The following is a 16,514-nucleotide window of genomic DNA, read 5'->3' as shown; positions in this document are numbered from 1 at the left end:
CCTATTCCGCCAGGGCCGGCTCGATATCCGTGTGCGGGAAGTCGTTGCCCTTGAAGAGCAGCGTCGCGCCGTAATGGCGGGCACAGGCGTAGGCGAAGCAATCGCCGAAGTTCAGCGAGGCCCGGTGCCGGCCCTTCCCGTAGCGTTCGAACGCATCGAGTGCCCCGTCCCCGACCTCGGGGGGAACGGCCATCACCACGATGCCGGCGAGGGCGAGATAATCGGCGATGGCCTCCCGCGCCTCCCCGAGGGGAAGGCCCAGGCGGCGGGCGACGGCGATCGTCGCCTCCCACACTGCCAGCGGCGACGTGATCCGCCGCTCCGCGCGCTTCAGCCCGGCCGCAAGCCTCCTCGCGTCGTCCTCATCCGTGAGGATCGCCGTGAGCGCCGACGCGTCCACGAACATCACTCGCGCTCGTAGAGGCTGTCGATAAAGGCCTTGTCGGCGGGCTGGCCGGAGCCGGCCCGCGCCCGCAGGCGCCGCGTGAAGGCGAGCGTACGCTCCACGAGGTCGGTCTCGCCACGCGCGCGCACACTCTCCTTGGCGCGGGCGATCTCGTTGAGCAGGGCCTGCCGGACGGCCTCGGTCTTGGTCGATCCCCTGAGCGCCGTCAGCTCGTCGGCCAGGGCATCGACCTGCGGATCCTTCACGTAGAGGGGCACGGACTCACCTCGAGGGATATCCCACATGATCTTAGGGGATATCCCTCGATCCGTCCAACCTCACAGCCGCGCCAGCAACCGCTCCGCCAGCGGGTTCTCGGCCGCGAAGGCGTAGTCGATCCGGCGGACGCTCACCGCCCGTGCGCCGGCCTGGACCAGGGCTTCGGCCAGATCGATGGCGCCGGCCTCGGGGCAGCGCAGGACGATCTCGCCGTCGGCACCCGCCGGGGCGCCGTAGGGCAACTCGGCCTCGTGCAGGCCCGCCAGGGTGGCGAGGTCGATGGCGCCCGCCTCGGGCATGCCGGCGCGGACCTCGCGGGTGGTGCGGGCGCGCTCCTCGGCGCTGATGCGGCCGAGCACGGCACGCAGCGCCCCGCGCTGGGCCTCGCCCCAGTTCGCCCTCAGCGAGGCGACGAGGTTCGCCTCCGAGCGCAGGATGATCCCGTCATCGAGGATCTTCAGGGCGTTCGCGGCCAGCGTCGCCCCCGTGGTGGTGATGTCCACGATGATCTCGGCCGAGCCCGCCGCCGGGGCGCCCTCGGTGGCGCCGAGGCTCTCCACGATCCGGTAATCGGCCACGCCGGTCTCGGCGAAGAACCGGCGGGTGAGGTTCACGTATTTCGTCGCGACGCGCAGCCGGCGGCCGTGGCGCACGCGCATCGTCGCGGCGACCTCGTCCAGGTCGGCCATCACCCGCACGTCGATCCAGGCCTGGGGCACGGCCACCACCACCGTGGCGTTGCCGAAGCCGAGGGGCGTCAGCAGCTCGACTTGCCCGCTCACGTCGGGGAGGGTCTCGCGGATCAGATCCTCGCCGGTCACGCCGAGATGGGCGGCGCCGGAGGCGAGCTGGCTCGCGATCTCCGAGGCCGAAAGGTAGCGCACCTCGACGCCGGGCACCCCGACGAGCTTGCCGCGGTAATCCCGTGCCCCCGCCCCCTGCGCCAGCTTGAGGCCGGCGCGGGCGAAGAAGGCGTTGGCGTTCTCCTGCAGGCGCCCCTTGGAGGGCACCGCCAGCACGAGGGCATCGCTCATCGCCCGGCTCCCGTCGCGCGCTCGATCCAGAAGGTGCAGCCCACGGCGGGCAGCGGCGCGGCGCTGCCGAGATGGGCGAGCAGGCCGTCGTAGCGCCCGCCGCCGACCAGCACCGGCCCGTCCCCCTCGGAAACCTCGAAGATGAAGCCGGTGTAATAGTCGAGGTTGCGGGCGAAGCCGCCCTGGAAGCGGAAGCTCTCGATGGGAAGCCCCCGCGCGGCGATGAAGCCGGTGCGCTCCTCGAACAGGTCGAGGGCGGCGTCGAGCGCCCCATGGCGCACCCCCGCATCGGCGACCAGCGCCCGCAGGTCCCGGGCCGCCGCGTCGGGATCACCCGTCACCGCGCGGTAGCGGTCGAGGATCGCCCGGTTCTCGGCGTTAAGCCCGGCGCCGCCATTGGCCTGCGCGGCGGCCTTGCCGAGGAAGCGCTCGGCGATCTCGCCCGCGCTGCGCCCGCCCACCGCCGAGATGCCGGCGATGGCGAGCACATCCTCCACGAAGGCGCGCACGCCCTGCGGATCCTGGCCTTGGATGGCGGCGAGCAGGCCCGCGTGGCGGTCCTCGCCGGGGGCGCCCTCCGCGCCATTGGTCACGGCGTCGAGGGAGCGGCCGGCGGCCAGCGCCCGTAGCGTGCGCCGCTTGGCGGCCGGCGGCACGGCGAGGCCGTCGAGGAGGGCCACCGTCAGCCCCATGTCGCCGAGGCGGACGGACGGGCTCGTCCGGCCGAGGAGGGCGAGCCCTTCGAGGGCGAGGCCCAGCACCGCGGCGTCGGCGGCCGGGGTGTCGGTGCGGCCGATCGATTCGATGCCGGCCTGGAAGAACTCGTCGGGCTCCCCGGCGGTGAGGCGGAAGACCGGCCCGCAATAGCTGTAATCGGCGGCCTGCCCGTCCGCCCGCTGGCGGTGCAGGCGGCAGACGGGGATGGTGAATTCCGGCCGCAGGCACAGTTCGGCGCCGCCGGCATCCTGCGTGACGAAGATCCGCCGCCGGATGTCTTCGCCGGAGAGTTCGAGGAACGGCTCGATCGGCTGAAGGACCGGGGGCGTCACGGGCGCATAGCCGGCCGCCGCGAGATGGGCGATCAGCCGGGCCTGTGCGGGCTCAGCCGTTTCCGTGTCGGGCTCCGGTCGCGTCATGGTCATCCTCTTGCGGCCGCTCTGTAGCAACCGCCGCCCGGCTTGGCGACACGATGCGCGCACGACAAGCGCGCGTGGTTATGCGCAGACCGGTTCGGCGTCGACCCGGAGGTCCGGTTGAATCGCTGGCCCTGGATTTCCCGCGCCTGTCCGCCTAGACGTTGCAGTGCACCGGCGGGACCGGCCCCCCGGGATCCCCGCGCGACAGTGAGGCTCCGACAGTGGCCCTCTCCCCCAACGAACGTCGGCGCATCATGCTGCTCACGGGCGCCAGCCGCGGCATCGGCCACGCCACCGTGAAGCGGTTCTCCGCCGCCGGATGGCGCGTCATCACCTGTTCCCGCCACCCCTTCCCCGAGAATTGCCCGTGGGAAATGGGGCCGGAAGACCACCTGCAGGTCGATCTCTCCGACGCGGCCGACACGGTGCGCGCCGTCGAGGAGGTGCGCGGACGCCTCGCCGCCGAGGGCGGGGTGCTGCACGCGCTGGTCAACAATGCCGGCATCTCGCCCAAGGGTCCGGAAGGGGAGCGCCTCGGCGTCCTCTCCACCGGCTTCCCCGACTGGCAGCGGGTGTTCCAGGTGAACTTCTTCGCCACGATCCTCCTGGCCCAGGGGCTGCGCGAGGAACTGGCCCGGGCCAAGGGCTCGGTGGTCAACGTCACCTCCATCGCCGGCTCGCGGGTCCACCCCTTCGCCGGTTCGGCCTACGGCACGTCGAAGGCGGCGCTCGCCGGCCTGACCCGTGAGATGGCGGCCGATTTCGGCCCGCTCGGCGTGCGGGTGAACGCGATCTCGCCGGGCGAGATCGACACCTCCATCCTCTCGCCGGGGACGGAGAAGCTGGTGGAGCAGATCCCGCAGCGCCGCCTCGGCACCCCGGACGAGGTCGCCAAGGCGATCTACTTCCTGTGCACCGAGGCCTCGTCCTACGTGAACGGCGCCGAGCTGCACATCAACGGCGGACAGCATGTCTGACGCGCCGGGGCGCGCCCGCCTCGCGATCCTGCTCGTCCTCCTCGCCGCCGGCCCGGCCCGCGCCGAGCCGAGCGTGCGCGTCCTCGACCTGCCGTTCAAGGTCCGCGAGATGCGCGGGCCGCGCAGCGAGGTCGCCGTCGCGGTGGCGACCTCCGGTCTCCTGCCCATCGCCCGCGCCGGCAAGGAGCCGGCCCCCCTCGTCCTCGTCTGGGGGGAAGAGGGCGGCGCCATCCTCACCGTGGAGAACGGCCGCATCGCCGCCAAGCCGGTCGGCCGGGAGGCGGTGGAGGACCTCGTCGCCTCCGAGACCCCGCGCGGCGCCCTGCCCGGCATCCGCCGCGCCCTCGACGGGCCGCTGAGCGCCTTCCTCACCGGCCGTACCCGCGGCCCCGACGGTGCCCCCGCTGCGACGACCCTCACCCTGCGCGAGCGCCAGCCCCTGGCGGTGAGCACCGATCCGAAGCCCGTGCCGGTGGCCACCGCCGCCCTCCCCGCCGGGGACGGGGCGGTGTTCGCCCCGCGCGCGCCGTGGATCGTTTCCCTCGCCGGGCGCCCGGCCGTGCTCGCCGCGACCCTGACGGGCGCGGAATCCGGTCGCCTCGTCCTCGCCACCCGGCCGGCCGCCAATTCCTCCACCTGGACGCTCGGCGCCCGCACGGAGCCCGGCCCCCGCCCCGCCATCGCGGCGGTCGGCGACTTTTCCGGCAAGGGCTTGGGCGTCGCGACCGTCGATGCCACCGGGCGGCTGAAGCTGTGGAGCCTCGCCCCCGACAGGATCGAGCCCGGCCCCGAGGCCGCCGGCTACACCCTCGGCGACGGCGGGGCCGACCTCGCCGATGCGCTCCCCCGCGAGGGCGGGGCGGATCTCGCCGTGCCGGTGGCGGGCGTGCCGGCCCTCGCCATCGTCTCGGCCCGCCAGGGCTTGAGCGAGCGTGCCCGCGTGACGCTTCCCGCCCCGGCCGGCACGGGCGTCGCTGTCCTCGGCGAGGGCGCGCTCGCGCGCCTCGTGGTGGGGCTCGGCGACGGACGGGTGGCGGCCGTCGCCCTCGACGGGGGGACGCCGTGAGCGAGGGCGAATCCCGCACCTTTCCGGCCCGGCCCTTCGTCGGCGCCTCCATCGCGGTGATCCGGGACGGGCGCGTGCTGCTGGCCTCCCGCGCCAACGAGCCGATGCGCGGCGTCTGGACCCTGCCCGGCGGCCTCGTGGAGGCCGGCGAGACCCTGGCCGAGGCGGCTTTACGCGAACTCACCGAGGAGGTCGGGATCACCGCCGAGGTGGTCGGCGTGCTCTCCCCCACCGAGATCATCGTCCGCGACGAGGCGGGCCGGGCGCGTCACCATTACGTCGTCCATCCCCACGCCGCCCTGTGGTGCGGCGGCGAGCCCGTCCCTGGGCCGGAGGCCCTGGGCGTGCGCTGGGCGGCCCTCGACGAGATCGCTGGGCTCGAGACCACGCCGGGGCTGATCGGCACCCTGCGCGAGGCCTTCGCGCGGCTTGACGCCCGGGGAATGGCCTGATGCGGCCCGTCCCGTGGCATCGCGTTGCCGTCCTCGCGCTGGCCGTGGCGCTCGTCGCCCCGCCCGTCCAGGCGCAGCAGCGGGCGAAACCGTCCTCGAAGGACGCGCCCAAGGAGCAGCCCAAGGAACCGGCCGCCCCGGCGGACGCCCCCGCGCCCTACGACCGCGACCTGATGCGGATGGCCGAGGTGATCGGCTCCCTCGCTTTCCTGCGCGGCCTCTGCGCCACCCCCGACGCGGCGGAATGGCCGGCGCGGATGAAGGCGCTGATCGAGGCCGAGGGGAACACCCCCGCCCGGCGGGACAGGCTGGCGGGGGCTTACAACCGGGGGTATCGGAGCTACGCCCTGACCTACCGCGTCTGCACGGCGGCGGCGCACGAGGCCGCCGCCCGCTTTCTCACCGAGGGTGAACGCCTCTCCCATGCCCTGGCCGGGCGGTTCGGCGGGTGAGGTGATGCAGGTCTGCCACAGGGTCGGGTGATCACGAGAAAGGTCAGCATTCGAACGGTCGCATTAACCGATTCGCAATTACCGGCTAGGCGTCCCGCTATGAGCCGCCTATCATCCATTGTGTCCGCCGGCCTGTTTCAGACCGGCGCAATGGAAGTGTCGGACCATGCAGACCATCTCGCAAAGCGCCCCCATCGAGGCCGATGTCGAGGAGAAGCGTGCCGCCCTGAGCTATGTCTCGGAGGCGTTCGCCGAAGGTTGCCTGGACGGACTCGACGGAGATTGCATGGCGCAGGCGGCCCTGTTCGCCGCGTTCCAGGAACTCGTCACCACCTACGGTGAGGAAGCGACCGCGCGCTACGCCGAAGGTTTCCCGGACCGCATCCGGGGCGGCGCCTTCACCACGACGCTCCAGCACTGATCGATCCCGGCCCGCCGGTTGAGGCGGGCCGCTTTCCCCCTTACCTCCCGGCTGTCGCCCGCCGCGTGAGGAAATCCCCGAATGCCCATCGCCCTGCTGCCGGACCGCGCCCTCGTCACCGTGACCGGGCCGGATGCCACGAGCCTCCTCCAGGGTGTCCTGACCTGCAATGTCGAGACATTGGGCGAGGGCGAGGCGCGCCTGGGCGCCCTGCTGACCCCGCAGGGCAAGATCCTGTTCGATTTCCTGATCTCGCCCCTGCCCGACGGGTTCCGCCTCGACGTGGCGATGGACAAGGCCGCCGACCTCGCCAAGCGTCTCGGCCTCTACAAGCTGCGCGCGCAGGTCGAGATCGCCGCCGATCCGACCGTGGCCGTGGCCGCCGCCTGGGGCGGGGCGACCACCGCCGCCGAGACCGCCACGGTCGCCGACAGCCGGCATCCCGATCTCGGCCAGAGGCTCTATGCGTCCGAGGGCGCATTCTCGGCGGATGCGTCGGAGGACGATTACCACGCCCACCGGATCGGCCTCGCCGTGCCGGAGGGCGGGCGCGACTACGCCTATGGCGACGCCTTCCCGCACGAGGCGCTGATGGACCAACTCGGCGGGGTCGATTTCCGAAAAGGTTGCTACGTCGGCCAGGAGGTCGTCTCGCGGATGCAGCACCGGGGCACGGCCCGCACCCGCCTCCTGGCGGCGGAATTCGCCGAAGGCGCGCCCGCGCCGGGCTCCGAGATCCAGGCCGGGCAGAAGGTGTTGGGGCGGACGGGCAGCGTCGCCGGATCGCGCGGCCTCGCCCTGGTGCGCCTCGACCGGCTGGGCGACGCCCTCGCGGCCGGGGAGATCCTCCGGGCCGAGGGAAAGCCCCTGGCCGTGGGGCGGCCCGGCTACGCGACCTTCGCCATGCCGGACGCGGGCGGCGAGGCGGCGGGTTGAGCGTGGACGCGCCGCTGCCCGAGGGGCTGATCCTCCACCCTGACGGATACCCCCGCTGCTGGTGGGCCGGGCAGGACCCGCTCTACGTCGCCTATCACGACACCGAATGGGGCGTGCCGGAATACGAGTCCCGCGCCCTCTACGAGAAGCTGATCCTCGACGGGTTCCAGGCGGGCCTGTCGTGGATCACCATCCTGAAGCGCCGGGAGGGATTCCGCGCGGCCTTCGACGGGTTCTCGCCGGAGACCATCGCCCGCTACACCGACGCCGACATCGCGCGGCTGATGGCGGACACGGGCATCATCCGCAACCGGGCCAAGATCGTCGGCACGATCGCGGGGGCACGGGCGTGGCTGCGCATCGAGGAGAGCGGCCCCGGCTTCTCGCGCTTCCTCTGGGACTTTTGCGACGGGCGGCCGATTCAGGCCAACCCCCACAGCCGCGCCGACATCGCCACCGAGACGGAGGTGTCGCGGCGCATCGCCAAGGCCCTGAAGGCGGAAGGCTTCTCCTTCTGCGGGCCGACGATCATCCATGCCTTCATGCAGGCGGTGGGGATGGTGAACGACCACCTCACCGGGTGCCACCGCCACGCGGCCTGCGCCGCCCTCAGCGAGGCATGAGCGTCCCCCGGCCGAAGGAGCCGCCGAGGGCGTGGCAGCGGATGCTCTCCGGGCGGCGGCTCGACCTGCTCGATCCGTCTCCCCTCGATGTCGAGATCGCGGACATCGCCCACGGGCTCGCCCGCGTCGCCCGCTGGAACGGGCAGACGGCGGGGCCGCACGTCTTCTCGGTGGCGCAGCACAGCCTGCTGGTGGAGGGGATCGGGCGCCATCTCGACCCGGCCTGCACCCTGGCGGACGGCCTGGAATTCCTGCTGCACGACGCGCCGGAATACGTGGTGGGGGACATCATCTCACCGCTCAAGGCCGCGATCGGCGATGCCTACCGGGGCGTGGAGAAGCGGCTGCTGGCGGCGGTGCGCCAGCGCTTCGGACTCCCGGCGCCCTCCCCCGCACTCACGCGGCGGGTGAAGCGGGCGGACCGGATGGCGGCCCATGTGGAGGCGGTACGCCTCGCGGGCTTCTCCGAGGAGGAGGCGGACCGCTATTTCGGCCCCGCTCCAGCCCTGCCGGAGGCGGTGCTGGCGCTCGCCGACCCCTGGCCGACGGCCGATGCGCAGGCCCGCTTCCTCACCCGCTTCGCGGTGCTGGCCGGGCGGTTGCAGGATGTGGGCGAGCCCTGAATCCCGCCGCCGTCATTGCGAGGCGAAGCCGAAGCAATCCAGGGCGCGCCTTGTCCGGACAAGGCGGTGCCGACTGGATTGCTTCGCTCCGCTCGCAATGACGGTGCTGGTCAGCGGGGACGCAGGGGCGATCAGGGCGCCTTGCCGAGCTGCGACTTCGCCCGCTCGACGGCGGCCTCGCAGCCCTTGGTGTCGCCCTTCGCCTCGGCGGTGCGGGCCTCGTCCAGGGCCACCTTCGCCTGCTGGGCGGCGTCCGCACCCTTGCCGGCCTCGGCGGACTTCTCCGGCGGGGCCTGGGGCGCTTCGTTCGCCCGTGCGCCCTCCGTGCCGGTGACACCCTCGCCGCTCCGCTTGGCGGCGGTGCCCTGCCCGCTCGTGTTCGCGGCGATGGCGTCGCGCGTCTCGGCCTTCACCTTGCCCGACAGGGCATCGATCTGCTGGGCGCAGGGAGAGGCCTGAGCGGAGGGGGCGACGGAAACGAGGCCACCGGCCGCGATGAGCACGGCAAGGGCGGAGGCGGAACGCAGCATCGTGAAATTGTCCTCGGTCGCTGATCCGGTGCGGAGAGCGCTGGCTTGCGCCCAACGCACCGGATCGCGGCCGGGTTCAGGCGCTGGCGGCCTGATCGCGGATCGGCAATTGCCGGATGCGGCGGCCGGTGGCGGCGAAGACCGCGTTGGCGATGGCCGGCGCCACGGGCGGGACGCCCGGCTCGCCGACGCCGCCGAGCGGCCCGTCGTACGTGCCCGTCGGCACGAGGTGGACGCGAACGACCTTCGGGGCGGCGTCGATCCGGATGATCTCGTAGCCGTCGAAGTTGTTCTGCTGGGCGCGGCCCTGCTTGAAGGTGATCTCGGAGGTGAGGGCGAGCCCCATCCCCATGATCACCGCGCCCTCCATCTGCGAGCGGATGCGCTCCGGGTTCACCTGCGGCCCGCAATCGACGGCGATGTCGACCGCGTGCACCTTCACCTGGCCCTTGTCGTCGACCTCCACCTCGGCCGCGACCGCCGTGTAGGTGACGAAGCTGTAGTGCCCGGCGATGCCGAGCCCCCGGCCCTTCGGCATCTCGCGACCCCAGCCGGCGCCCTTGGCGGCGGCCTCGATCACCCCGCGCAGGCGGCCGGTGTCGATCGGATAGCGGGACGGATCCTCGCCGTAGTTCCACACGTCGCCGATGGACGTCGGATCGATCTTGCGGGCCGGGCCGATGAGATCGAGCAGGTAGTCCTTCGGGTCCCGCCCCGCCTTGTGCGCCAGCTCCGAGACGAAGGACTGGATCGCGAAGGCGTGGGGGATGTTCGAGACCGAGCGGAACCAGCCGATCCGCACATGGGCGGCCGCCTCCGGGTTCTCCATCCGCATGTTGGGGATCGCGAACGGCGTGTTCACGAGGCCCATGCCGAGCTCGAAGGGCAGCTCGTGCTTCGGGTCCGGCGCGAAGATCGAGCCGATGGTCGGCGCGCAGGAGCGGTGGAGCCACGCCACCGGCATGCCCTTCTCGTCCAGCCCCGCCTCGATCCGCTCGGCCGAGATGGTGTGGTAGAAGCCGTGATGGATATCGTCGTCGCGGGTCCAGGCCAGCTTGACCGGGGCGCCGCCGACCTCGCGGCTGCAGAGCGCCGCCTCGACCACGTAATCGGGCTTGGACTTGCGCCCGAACCCGCCGCCGAGCAGCGTCACGTTCACCTTGACCTTGTCGTCGGGCAGGTTGAGCGCCTTCATCAGCCGGTCGTTGGCCGCCTGCGGCCCCTGGGTGGAAGCCCAGGCTTCGCACATGCCGTCCTTCACCCGCGCGATGGCGGCCGGGGGCTCCATCGGCGCCTGGACGAGGTGGGGCACGAAGTACTCGGCCACCACCTTCGTCTTGGCCTTGGCCATGGCGGCGTCGACGTCGCCCTGCGTGCGCACGACCTTGCCGGGCTTGCGCGCGGTCTCCTCCAGTTCCTTGCGGAACACGTCGGTGTCGTAAGTGGCGTTCGGGCCGTCGTCCCAGGTGATCTTCAGGGCCTCGCGGGCCTTGAGCGCCGCCCAGGTGTTCTTGGCCACCACCGCGACGCCGCCGAGCGGCATGAACTCGGACGGGATCTCGCCGCCGTCGATCTTGAAGATCTTCACGACGCCGGCGACCTTCTTGGCCTCGGAATCGTCGAAGGACTTCACCTTGCCGCCATAGACCGGCGGGCGGGCGATGGTGGCGTAGAGCATCCCGTCGAGCTTGGTGTCGGCGCCGTAGACCGCCTTGCCCGTGGTGATGTCGACGTTATCGATCAGCCCGATCTTGCCGGTGCCGATGTAGCGGAAGTCCTTGGGGTCCTTCAGCGTGACGTCGGTGGGCACGGGCAGCTTGGCGGCCGCCTCGGCCACCGCGCCGTAGCCCAGGGTCTTGCCGGACTTCGCATGGGTGAGGGTGTGGTTCTTGGCCGTAACCTCGGAGGCCGGCACGTTCCACTGCTTGGCCGCGGCCTCGATCAGCATCGCGCGCATCGCCGCGCCGGCGTGGCGGAAGTGCTGGAAGAAGTGGCGCAGCGAGCGCGAACCGTCCGTGTCCTGGTTGCCGAAGCGGTTCTCGTCGCCATAGGCCTGGACGATCTTCACCTTCGGCCAATCGGCCTCGAGCTCGTCGGCGACGGTGAGCGCGATGGAGGTGCGCACGCCCTGGCCCATCTCGGAGCGGTGGTTCGTCACCGTCACGGTGCCGTCGGGGGCGATGGCGATGAACACCTTCGGATCGTCGCGCCAGCCATGCGGCATGCCGTCGGCGCCGAATTTGTGCTCCTTCTGCTCCTGGGTCTGGGTTTCGTCGGCCCGGGCCGGGCCACGCAGCGACAGGGCGAGCACCAGCGCGCCCGCGCCGCCGAGGATGCCCCGGCGGCTCACATTGGCCAGCACCGGACGGGGCGCGGGCTGGGTCGCCGATTCTTGGGAAGCCTGTTCGGCCATCAGCTTGAGTTCGTGGATCACAGGCGCTCTCCCTTCGGGGCGGCAGTCTGGCCGGCGGCCTGATGGATGGCGGCGCGGATGCGCGGATAGGTGCCGCAACGGCAGATGTTGCCGCTCATGGCGTCATCGATCTGCGCGTCGGTGGGCTTCGGCGTGTCCTTCAGCAGGGACGCGGCCTGCATGATCTGGCCGCCCTGGCAGTAGCCGCACTGGGCGACGTTCTGGTCGCGCCACGCCACCTGGACCGGGTGGTTGCCGTCCGGCGACAGGCCCTCGATCGTGACGACCTCCTTGCCCTCGGCCTCCGAGACCGGGGTGACGCAGGAGCGCACGGCGGTGCCGCCGAGATGGATGGTGCAGGCGCCGCACAACGCCGCGCCGCAGCCGAACTTCGAACCGGTGAGGCCGACCTCGTCCCGCAGGTACCAGAGGAGCGGCATATCGGGATCGCCGTCGAAGCTGCGGGCAGCCCCGTTCACGGTGAGCTTGATCATGGGAAGTCCTCGCATGGCGACCGCTCGCCGAGCGGTTCGAGGGACGGCGGCCCGGGGCGCACTGTCCGAACGGCGGAATGCAGCGAATGCACTCAATTGGAACGGGTGTAAGGAGGCGCCGGTTCGGCCGCAATGCAGGGCTTTCGTGCATGTGCGGTGGCGCACGTAAGCGGGGCCGGCGTTGACCTCGCGATCCGGTGCCCCCACAATCCTGCACGATCACCGCGAACCACGATCATGAGCACGGTCAGCCTCGCCGAGGCAGAAGCCCATCTGGAGACGTTGCTGGACCGCGTCGCGGCCGGGGACACCGTGACGATCACCCGCCATGGACGTGCGGTCGCCAAGCTGACGGCGGTTCGCGCCGAACCGCGCAAGCCCGTCGACCTCGCTGTCCTTCGCACCGCGACGGCGGGTGCGCCGGTGCAGGATCAGGGCGCGGCGGCGTTCGTGCGGGCCATGCGCGACGGCGCCCGCTACTGAATGCCGTACCTGGATACGTCGGTGCTGGTTGCCGCGCTCACGGCGGAGCCGGAGACCGCGCGGATACAGGCCTGGATCACGGCGCAAGACGCCGATGAGCTGACCATCAGCCCCTGGGTCATCACGGAGTTTTCCGCCGCGCTGTCCATCAAGGTCAGAATGGGCCAGCTCGGGCCCGGCCAGCATGAGACCGTGTTGGCGGTCTTTTCACGCCTCGTCACAGACTCGTTCGTGATGCTGCCGATCTCGGAACCCGTCTTCGATGAGGCGGCACGGCTTGCGGACCGCTCGGAGACCGGCTTGCGGGCCGGTGATGCGCTGCATCTGGCCATCGCCGCCGGAGAAGGGCTCGTTCTGGCGACCCTCGATCGCAAACTGGCCGAGGCCGGCCGGCGGCTCGGCATGTCCACCATGCTCGTCTGAGAGCGATCGCCGCCGCCCTACACCGTCACCTGCGTCCCGACCTCGACCACCCGTCCGGTGGGGATCTGGAAGAAGTCCGTCGCGTCGTTGGCGTTCTTCGCGAGGGTGATGAAGATGCGGTCCTGCCACAGCGGCATGCCGGAATGGGCGGCCGGGCGGATCGAGCGGCGGGAGAGGAAGAACGACGTCGCCATGATGTCGAACTTGAAGCCCTGGCGGCGCAGCAGGGTCAGGGTCTTCGGGATGTTCGGCGTCTCCATGTAGCCGAACTTCATCACCACCCGGTAGAAATGCGGCCCCACGGGGTCGATGCGCACCTTGTCCGCCTCGTTCGAGCGGGGCGTGTCTACCGTCTCGACGGTGAGGATCACGTTCTTCTCGTGCAGCACCTTATTGTGCTTCAGATTGTGCAGGAGAGCCGCCGGGGCGATCTCGGGGTCGCTCGTCAGGAACACGGCGGTGCCGCGCACATGGTGCGGCGGGCTCTTCTCCAGCATGGCGACGAGTTCGGTGAGCGGTACGTCGGTCTTGCGGGTCTTGTTGAACAGGATCGTCACGCCCCGCACCCAGGTCCACATCAGGACGATGAGGGCACCCGCGAGCAGCAGGGGCACGTAGCCGCCCTCGACCACCTTGATGAGGTTGGAGAGCAGGAACAGGAACTCCAGCACGATGAAGGGCAGCATCGCCGCCGCCGCCGCGATGGGCGACCACCCCCACATCCGCCACATGACGAGGTAGGTCATGGAGGCGGTGAGCAGCATCGTCCCCGTCACCGCGATGCCGTAGGCCGAGGCCAGCGACGAGGAGGTCTTGAACAGGATCGCCAGCAGCACGACGCCGACCATCAGCAACGTGTTGATCTGTGGCAGGTAGATCTGCCCCGCATGCGATTCGGAGGTGTGGCGGATCTCGAGCCGCGGCAGCAGGCCGAGCTGGATCGCCTGCCGCGACAGGGAGAAGGCGCCCGTGATGACCGCCTGGCTCGCCACGACAGTGGCGAGGGTGGCGAGGATCACCATCGGCAGCAGGCCCCAGGCCGGCACCATCTGGAAGAACGGGTCGGACGTGTCGGGCTTCTCCAGGACCAGGGCGGCCTGGCCGAGATAGTTCAGGGCGAGCGCCGGGAAGACGAGGCCGATCCAGGCCACCTGGATCGGCTTGCGCCCGAAATGGCCGAGATCCGCGAAAAGCGCCTCCGCGCCGGTCACGGCGAGGAACACGGCGCCGAGCGCCACCAGCGCCCCCGTGCCGTGGCCGAGGAGATAGTTCACCGCGTGCCAGGGGTTGGCGGCGCGGAAGACCTCCGGGTGAAGGTGGATGTGCGGCAGGGCCGCCGCCGCCATGGCGAGGAACCAGACGATGGTCATCGGTCCGAAGAAGGCCGCGACCTTGGCCGTGCCCCTGTTCTGGACGAGGAACAGGCCGAGGATGATCGCCACCGTGATCGGCAGGACGTAATCGTCCAGCGTCGGCGTGACGAGCTTCAGCCCCTCCACCGCCGAGAGGACCGAGATGGCCGGGGTGATGACGGCGTCGCCGTAGAACAGCGAGGCGCCCATCAGCCCGAGCATGAACACGATCCGCGACCCGCCGAGCGCCTTGCGGGCCAGCGCCATGAGCGAGAGGATGCCGCCCTCGCCGTTATTGTCCATGCGCAGCAGGATCATGACGTATTTCACGGTCACGATCAGGAACAGCGCCCAGAGGATGAGCGAGACGGTGCCCAGCACCTCCTCGGGCAGCAGGATGTTGTCGGCCCGGGCCGGGGCGAGGGCCTCGCGGAACGCGTAGAGCGGGCTCGTGCCGATGTCGCCGTAGACGACGCCGACCGAACCGACGAGGAGGGTCCAGAACCCGGCATGGCCATGCCGGGTCTCGGCCCGTTCGGGCGCGTCGAGGGCACCGGAGGGCGCGGGCCCGTCCGTGTCCGCAGGCGCTGCGTCAGGCTGGGCGGAGGTGCCCGATACGACGGTCTGGCTCATGTGGGGTGTCGAATGTGTCCGCTCGGCCGGCGGTGCGCGGTGCGGCTCTTCGCGGTCCGGATCATGGGGCCATCGGGGCGCGAAGAATCCGCCGGACTGGCCGGCACTTGGGTTCGTGGCGCCTGACTAACACGCCCTCGGGCGGGCGGGAACCATGTGCGGTTGTGATCGCTGCGCGGCGGAGCGGAGCGGAGCGGGGCGGGGCGGGGGTCCCCTCTCCCCACCTGCGGGGAGAGGCCCGTCTGCACCTTGTTGTGCAGACGGGGAGCGGAGGCGAAGCCGAAGCGGCGGTGAGGGGGCTCGCCGGATGCGATTCGTTCGGCGCACCCCCTCACCCCCGGCTGCCGCCTCGCCTCGCCCCCGGCAAGGGGGGCTCGGCCCTCTCCCCGCAGGCGGGGAGAGGGGGATCCGGCGGCTTATTCCGCCGCGCTGCGCGAGCCCTGGCCGAAGCGGCGCTCGATGTAGTCGATGACGATGGTCTCGAAATCCTTGGCGAGCGTCGCGCCGCGCAGCGTCATCGCCTTCTTGCCGTCGATGAAGACCGGGGCGGTCGGGGTCTCGCCGGTGCCCGGCAGCGAGATGCCGATGTCCGCGTGCTTCGATTCGCCCGGCCCGTTCACGATGCAGCCCATCACGGCCACGTTCAGCCCCTCGACGCCCGGATAGGTCTTCTTCCACTCCGGCATGGAGGTGGTGATCCAGTTCTGGATGTCGCGGGCCAGTTCCTGGAACGTGGTCGAGGTGGTGCGCCCGCAGCCGGGGCAGGCCGCGACCAGCGGCACGAAGGTGCGGAAGCCCATGGTCTGCAGCAGTTCCTGCGCGACCTTCACCTCCACGGTGCGGTCGCCGCCGGGCTCCGGGGTCAGCGAGTAGCGGATCGTGTCGCCGATGCCCTCCTGCAGCAGGACGCCGATGGCGGCGGAGGCGGCGACGATGCCCTTCGAGCCCATGCCCGCCTCGGTGAGGCCGAGATGGATCGCGTAGTCCGAGCGGCGGGCGACCTCGCGGTAGACCGCGATCAGGTCCTGCACCGCCGAGACCTTGGCCGACAGGATGATCTTGTCTTTACCCAGCCCGAGTTCTTCCGCGCGCTTGGCCGAGCCCAGCGCCGAACGGACCATCGCCTCGCGCATGACGGCGCGGGCGTCGATCGGGCGCGGGGCCTTCGCGTTCTCGTCCATCAGGTGGGTGAGGAGTTCGCCGTCGAGCGAGCCCCAGTTGGCGCCGATGCGCACGGTCTTCCCGTACCGGATCGCCTGCTCGATGATGGTCGAGAACTGGGTGTCCTTCTTCTCCTTGAAGCCGACGTTGCCGGGGTTGATCCGGTACTTGGCCAGCGCCTCGGCGCAGGCCGGATGGTCGGACAGGAGCTTGTGGCCGATATAGTGGAAGTCGCCGACGAGCGGGACATGGACGCCGATCCGGTCCAGGCGCTCGCGGATCTTCGGCACGGCGGCGGCGGCCTCGTCGCGGTCGACGGTGATGCGGACCAGCTCAGAGCCCGCGCGGGCGAGCTGCGAGACCTGCGCCACGGTGGCGTCGATGTCGGCCGTGTCGGTGTTGGTCATGGACTGCACGACGATCGGCGCGCCGCCGCCCACCGTGACGGCGCCCTCGCCCTCACCGACCGTGACGCCCACCGTGCGGTGGCGCGGGGCGGGGCCGGCGATCTCCGGGCCGAGACCGGCGAGGGAGCCACCGGTGAAGAGGTTCTCGCTGTCGCTGCCGGCTTCCATGATGTTCGCTTTCCTGACTTCCACCTGCGCCCCGGGCCTGCCACGGGGGCAGGAGGGCGGCCGAGG

Annotated in this window: 19 protein-coding genes; 10 read left to right on the top strand and 9 right to left on the bottom strand. The window is 71.3% G+C overall.

The genetic code is table 11. The features are described from left to right. Position 1: 1 nt before the first annotated feature. The 4 genes from ACS5Q7_RS15100 to ACS5Q7_RS15085 are packed head-to-tail and all read right to left on the bottom strand — an operon-like array spanning position 2 to position 2,834. Entirely contained in the window at positions 2 to 406 is a 405-nt protein-coding gene (locus ACS5Q7_RS15100; RefSeq protein WP_478340102.1) for a type II toxin-antitoxin system VapC family toxin, read from the bottom strand. Next, positions 406 to 663, bottom strand: coding sequence for a type II toxin-antitoxin system VapB family antitoxin (locus ACS5Q7_RS15095; protein WP_478340101.1), 258 nt, complete (start codon positions 661 to 663; stop codon positions 406 to 408). The genes ACS5Q7_RS15100 and ACS5Q7_RS15095 overlap by 1 nt, the downstream gene beginning before the upstream one ends. A gap of 60 nt (positions 664 to 723) precedes the next feature. Next, complete coding sequence (gene hisG / locus ACS5Q7_RS15090; RefSeq protein ID WP_478340100.1) at positions 724 to 1,698, bottom strand: ATP phosphoribosyltransferase; 975 nt, start codon at positions 1,696 to 1,698, stop codon at positions 724 to 726. Then, positions 1,695 to 2,834, bottom strand: coding sequence for an ATP phosphoribosyltransferase regulatory subunit (locus ACS5Q7_RS15085; protein ID WP_478340099.1), 1,140 nt, complete (start codon positions 2,832 to 2,834; stop codon positions 1,695 to 1,697). The genes hisG and ACS5Q7_RS15085 overlap by 4 nt, the downstream gene beginning before the upstream one ends. A gap of 254 nt (positions 2,835 to 3,088) precedes the next feature. On the opposite strand from ACS5Q7_RS15085, the gene ACS5Q7_RS15080 reads away from it, so the two are divergent. The 8 genes from ACS5Q7_RS15080 (at position 3,089) to ACS5Q7_RS15045 (ending at position 8,384) form a co-directional block, all read left to right on the top strand. Further along, positions 3,089 to 3,811 (top strand): SDR family NAD(P)-dependent oxidoreductase, encoded by a 723-nt coding sequence (locus tag ACS5Q7_RS15080; RefSeq protein WP_478340148.1) that lies wholly within the window; start codon positions 3,089 to 3,091, stop codon positions 3,809 to 3,811. Then, positions 3,804 to 4,877, top strand: coding sequence for a hypothetical protein (locus tag ACS5Q7_RS15075; protein ID WP_478340098.1), 1,074 nt, complete (start codon positions 3,804 to 3,806; stop codon positions 4,875 to 4,877). The genes ACS5Q7_RS15080 and ACS5Q7_RS15075 overlap by 8 nt, the downstream gene beginning before the upstream one ends. Continuing rightward, on the top strand, positions 4,874 to 5,329 hold the full coding sequence (locus ACS5Q7_RS15070; protein WP_478340097.1) for an NUDIX hydrolase: 456 nt from the start codon (positions 4,874 to 4,876) through the stop codon (positions 5,327 to 5,329). The genes ACS5Q7_RS15075 and ACS5Q7_RS15070 overlap by 4 nt, the downstream gene beginning before the upstream one ends. Then, positions 5,329 to 5,781 carry a TIGR02301 family protein gene (locus tag ACS5Q7_RS15065; protein WP_478340096.1) on the top strand — a complete coding sequence of 151 codons (453 nt, stop codon included), beginning with the start codon at positions 5,329 to 5,331 and terminating at the stop codon, positions 5,779 to 5,781. The genes ACS5Q7_RS15070 and ACS5Q7_RS15065 overlap by 1 nt, the downstream gene beginning before the upstream one ends. A gap of 166 nt (positions 5,782 to 5,947) precedes the next feature. Further along, positions 5,948 to 6,202 carry a hypothetical protein gene (locus tag ACS5Q7_RS15060; RefSeq protein ID WP_463847343.1) on the top strand — a complete coding sequence of 85 codons (255 nt, stop codon included), beginning with the start codon at positions 5,948 to 5,950 and terminating at the stop codon, positions 6,200 to 6,202. A gap of 81 nt (positions 6,203 to 6,283) precedes the next feature. Further along, on the top strand, positions 6,284 to 7,138 hold the full coding sequence (ygfZ, locus tag ACS5Q7_RS15055) for a CAF17-like 4Fe-4S cluster assembly/insertion protein YgfZ (RefSeq protein ID WP_478340095.1): 855 nt from the start codon (positions 6,284 to 6,286) through the stop codon (positions 7,136 to 7,138). Next, positions 7,135 to 7,761 (top strand): DNA-3-methyladenine glycosylase I, encoded by a 627-nt coding sequence (locus ACS5Q7_RS15050; RefSeq protein ID WP_478340094.1) that lies wholly within the window; start codon positions 7,135 to 7,137, stop codon positions 7,759 to 7,761. The genes ygfZ and ACS5Q7_RS15050 overlap by 4 nt, the downstream gene beginning before the upstream one ends. After that, positions 7,758 to 8,384: an HD domain-containing protein gene (locus tag ACS5Q7_RS15045; protein WP_478340093.1), complete on the top strand. Its 627-nt coding sequence runs from the start codon at positions 7,758 to 7,760 to the stop codon at positions 8,382 to 8,384. Before ACS5Q7_RS15050 ends, ACS5Q7_RS15045 begins: the two co-directional genes overlap by 4 nt. Positions 8,385 to 8,515: 131 nt before the next feature. On the opposite strand, the gene ACS5Q7_RS15040 is transcribed toward ACS5Q7_RS15045, so the two are convergent. From ACS5Q7_RS15040 to ACS5Q7_RS15030, 3 genes are all read right to left on the bottom strand, one after another. Continuing rightward, positions 8,516 to 8,914: a hypothetical protein gene (locus ACS5Q7_RS15040; RefSeq protein ID WP_478340092.1), complete on the bottom strand. Its 399-nt coding sequence runs from the start codon at positions 8,912 to 8,914 to the stop codon at positions 8,516 to 8,518. 76 nt (positions 8,915 to 8,990) lie between these two features. Continuing rightward, positions 8,991 to 11,348 carry a xanthine dehydrogenase family protein molybdopterin-binding subunit gene (locus tag ACS5Q7_RS15035; RefSeq protein WP_478340091.1) on the bottom strand — a complete coding sequence of 786 codons (2,358 nt, stop codon included), beginning with the start codon at positions 11,346 to 11,348 and terminating at the stop codon, positions 8,991 to 8,993. Then, complete coding sequence (locus tag ACS5Q7_RS15030; protein ID WP_478340090.1) at positions 11,345 to 11,821, bottom strand: (2Fe-2S)-binding protein; 477 nt, start codon at positions 11,819 to 11,821, stop codon at positions 11,345 to 11,347. The genes ACS5Q7_RS15035 and ACS5Q7_RS15030 overlap by 4 nt, the downstream gene beginning before the upstream one ends. Before the next feature lie 237 nt (positions 11,822 to 12,058). Here ACS5Q7_RS15030 and ACS5Q7_RS15025 point away from each other — a divergent pair, with 237 nt between their 5' ends. Continuing rightward, positions 12,059 to 12,304, top strand: a complete 246-nt coding sequence (locus ACS5Q7_RS15025; RefSeq protein WP_478340089.1) for a type II toxin-antitoxin system Phd/YefM family antitoxin — start codon at positions 12,059 to 12,061, stop codon at positions 12,302 to 12,304. Further along, entirely contained in the window at positions 12,305 to 12,727 is a 423-nt protein-coding gene (locus ACS5Q7_RS15020; protein WP_478340088.1) for a type II toxin-antitoxin system VapC family toxin, read from the top strand. Between the two features lie 17 nt (positions 12,728 to 12,744). Here the strand turns inward: ACS5Q7_RS15020 and ACS5Q7_RS15015 are convergent, their stop codons facing one another. Both ACS5Q7_RS15015 and ispG read right to left on the bottom strand, forming a co-directional pair. Further along, positions 12,745 to 14,712, bottom strand: coding sequence for a potassium transporter Kup (locus tag ACS5Q7_RS15015; RefSeq protein WP_478340087.1), 1,968 nt, complete (start codon positions 14,710 to 14,712; stop codon positions 12,745 to 12,747). A 416-nt stretch (positions 14,713 to 15,128) separates the two neighbouring features. Continuing rightward, positions 15,129 to 16,448, bottom strand: coding sequence for a flavodoxin-dependent (E)-4-hydroxy-3-methylbut-2-enyl-diphosphate synthase (ispG, locus tag ACS5Q7_RS15010; protein WP_478340086.1), 1,320 nt, complete (start codon positions 16,446 to 16,448; stop codon positions 15,129 to 15,131). Between the last annotated feature and the right edge of the window lie 66 nt (positions 16,449 to 16,514).

This window comes from Methylobacterium sp. Gmos3 (assembly GCF_056430985.1).
The sequence above is the reverse complement of the archived record's forward strand: the minus strand, read 5'-3'. Positions and strand labels throughout refer to the sequence as shown.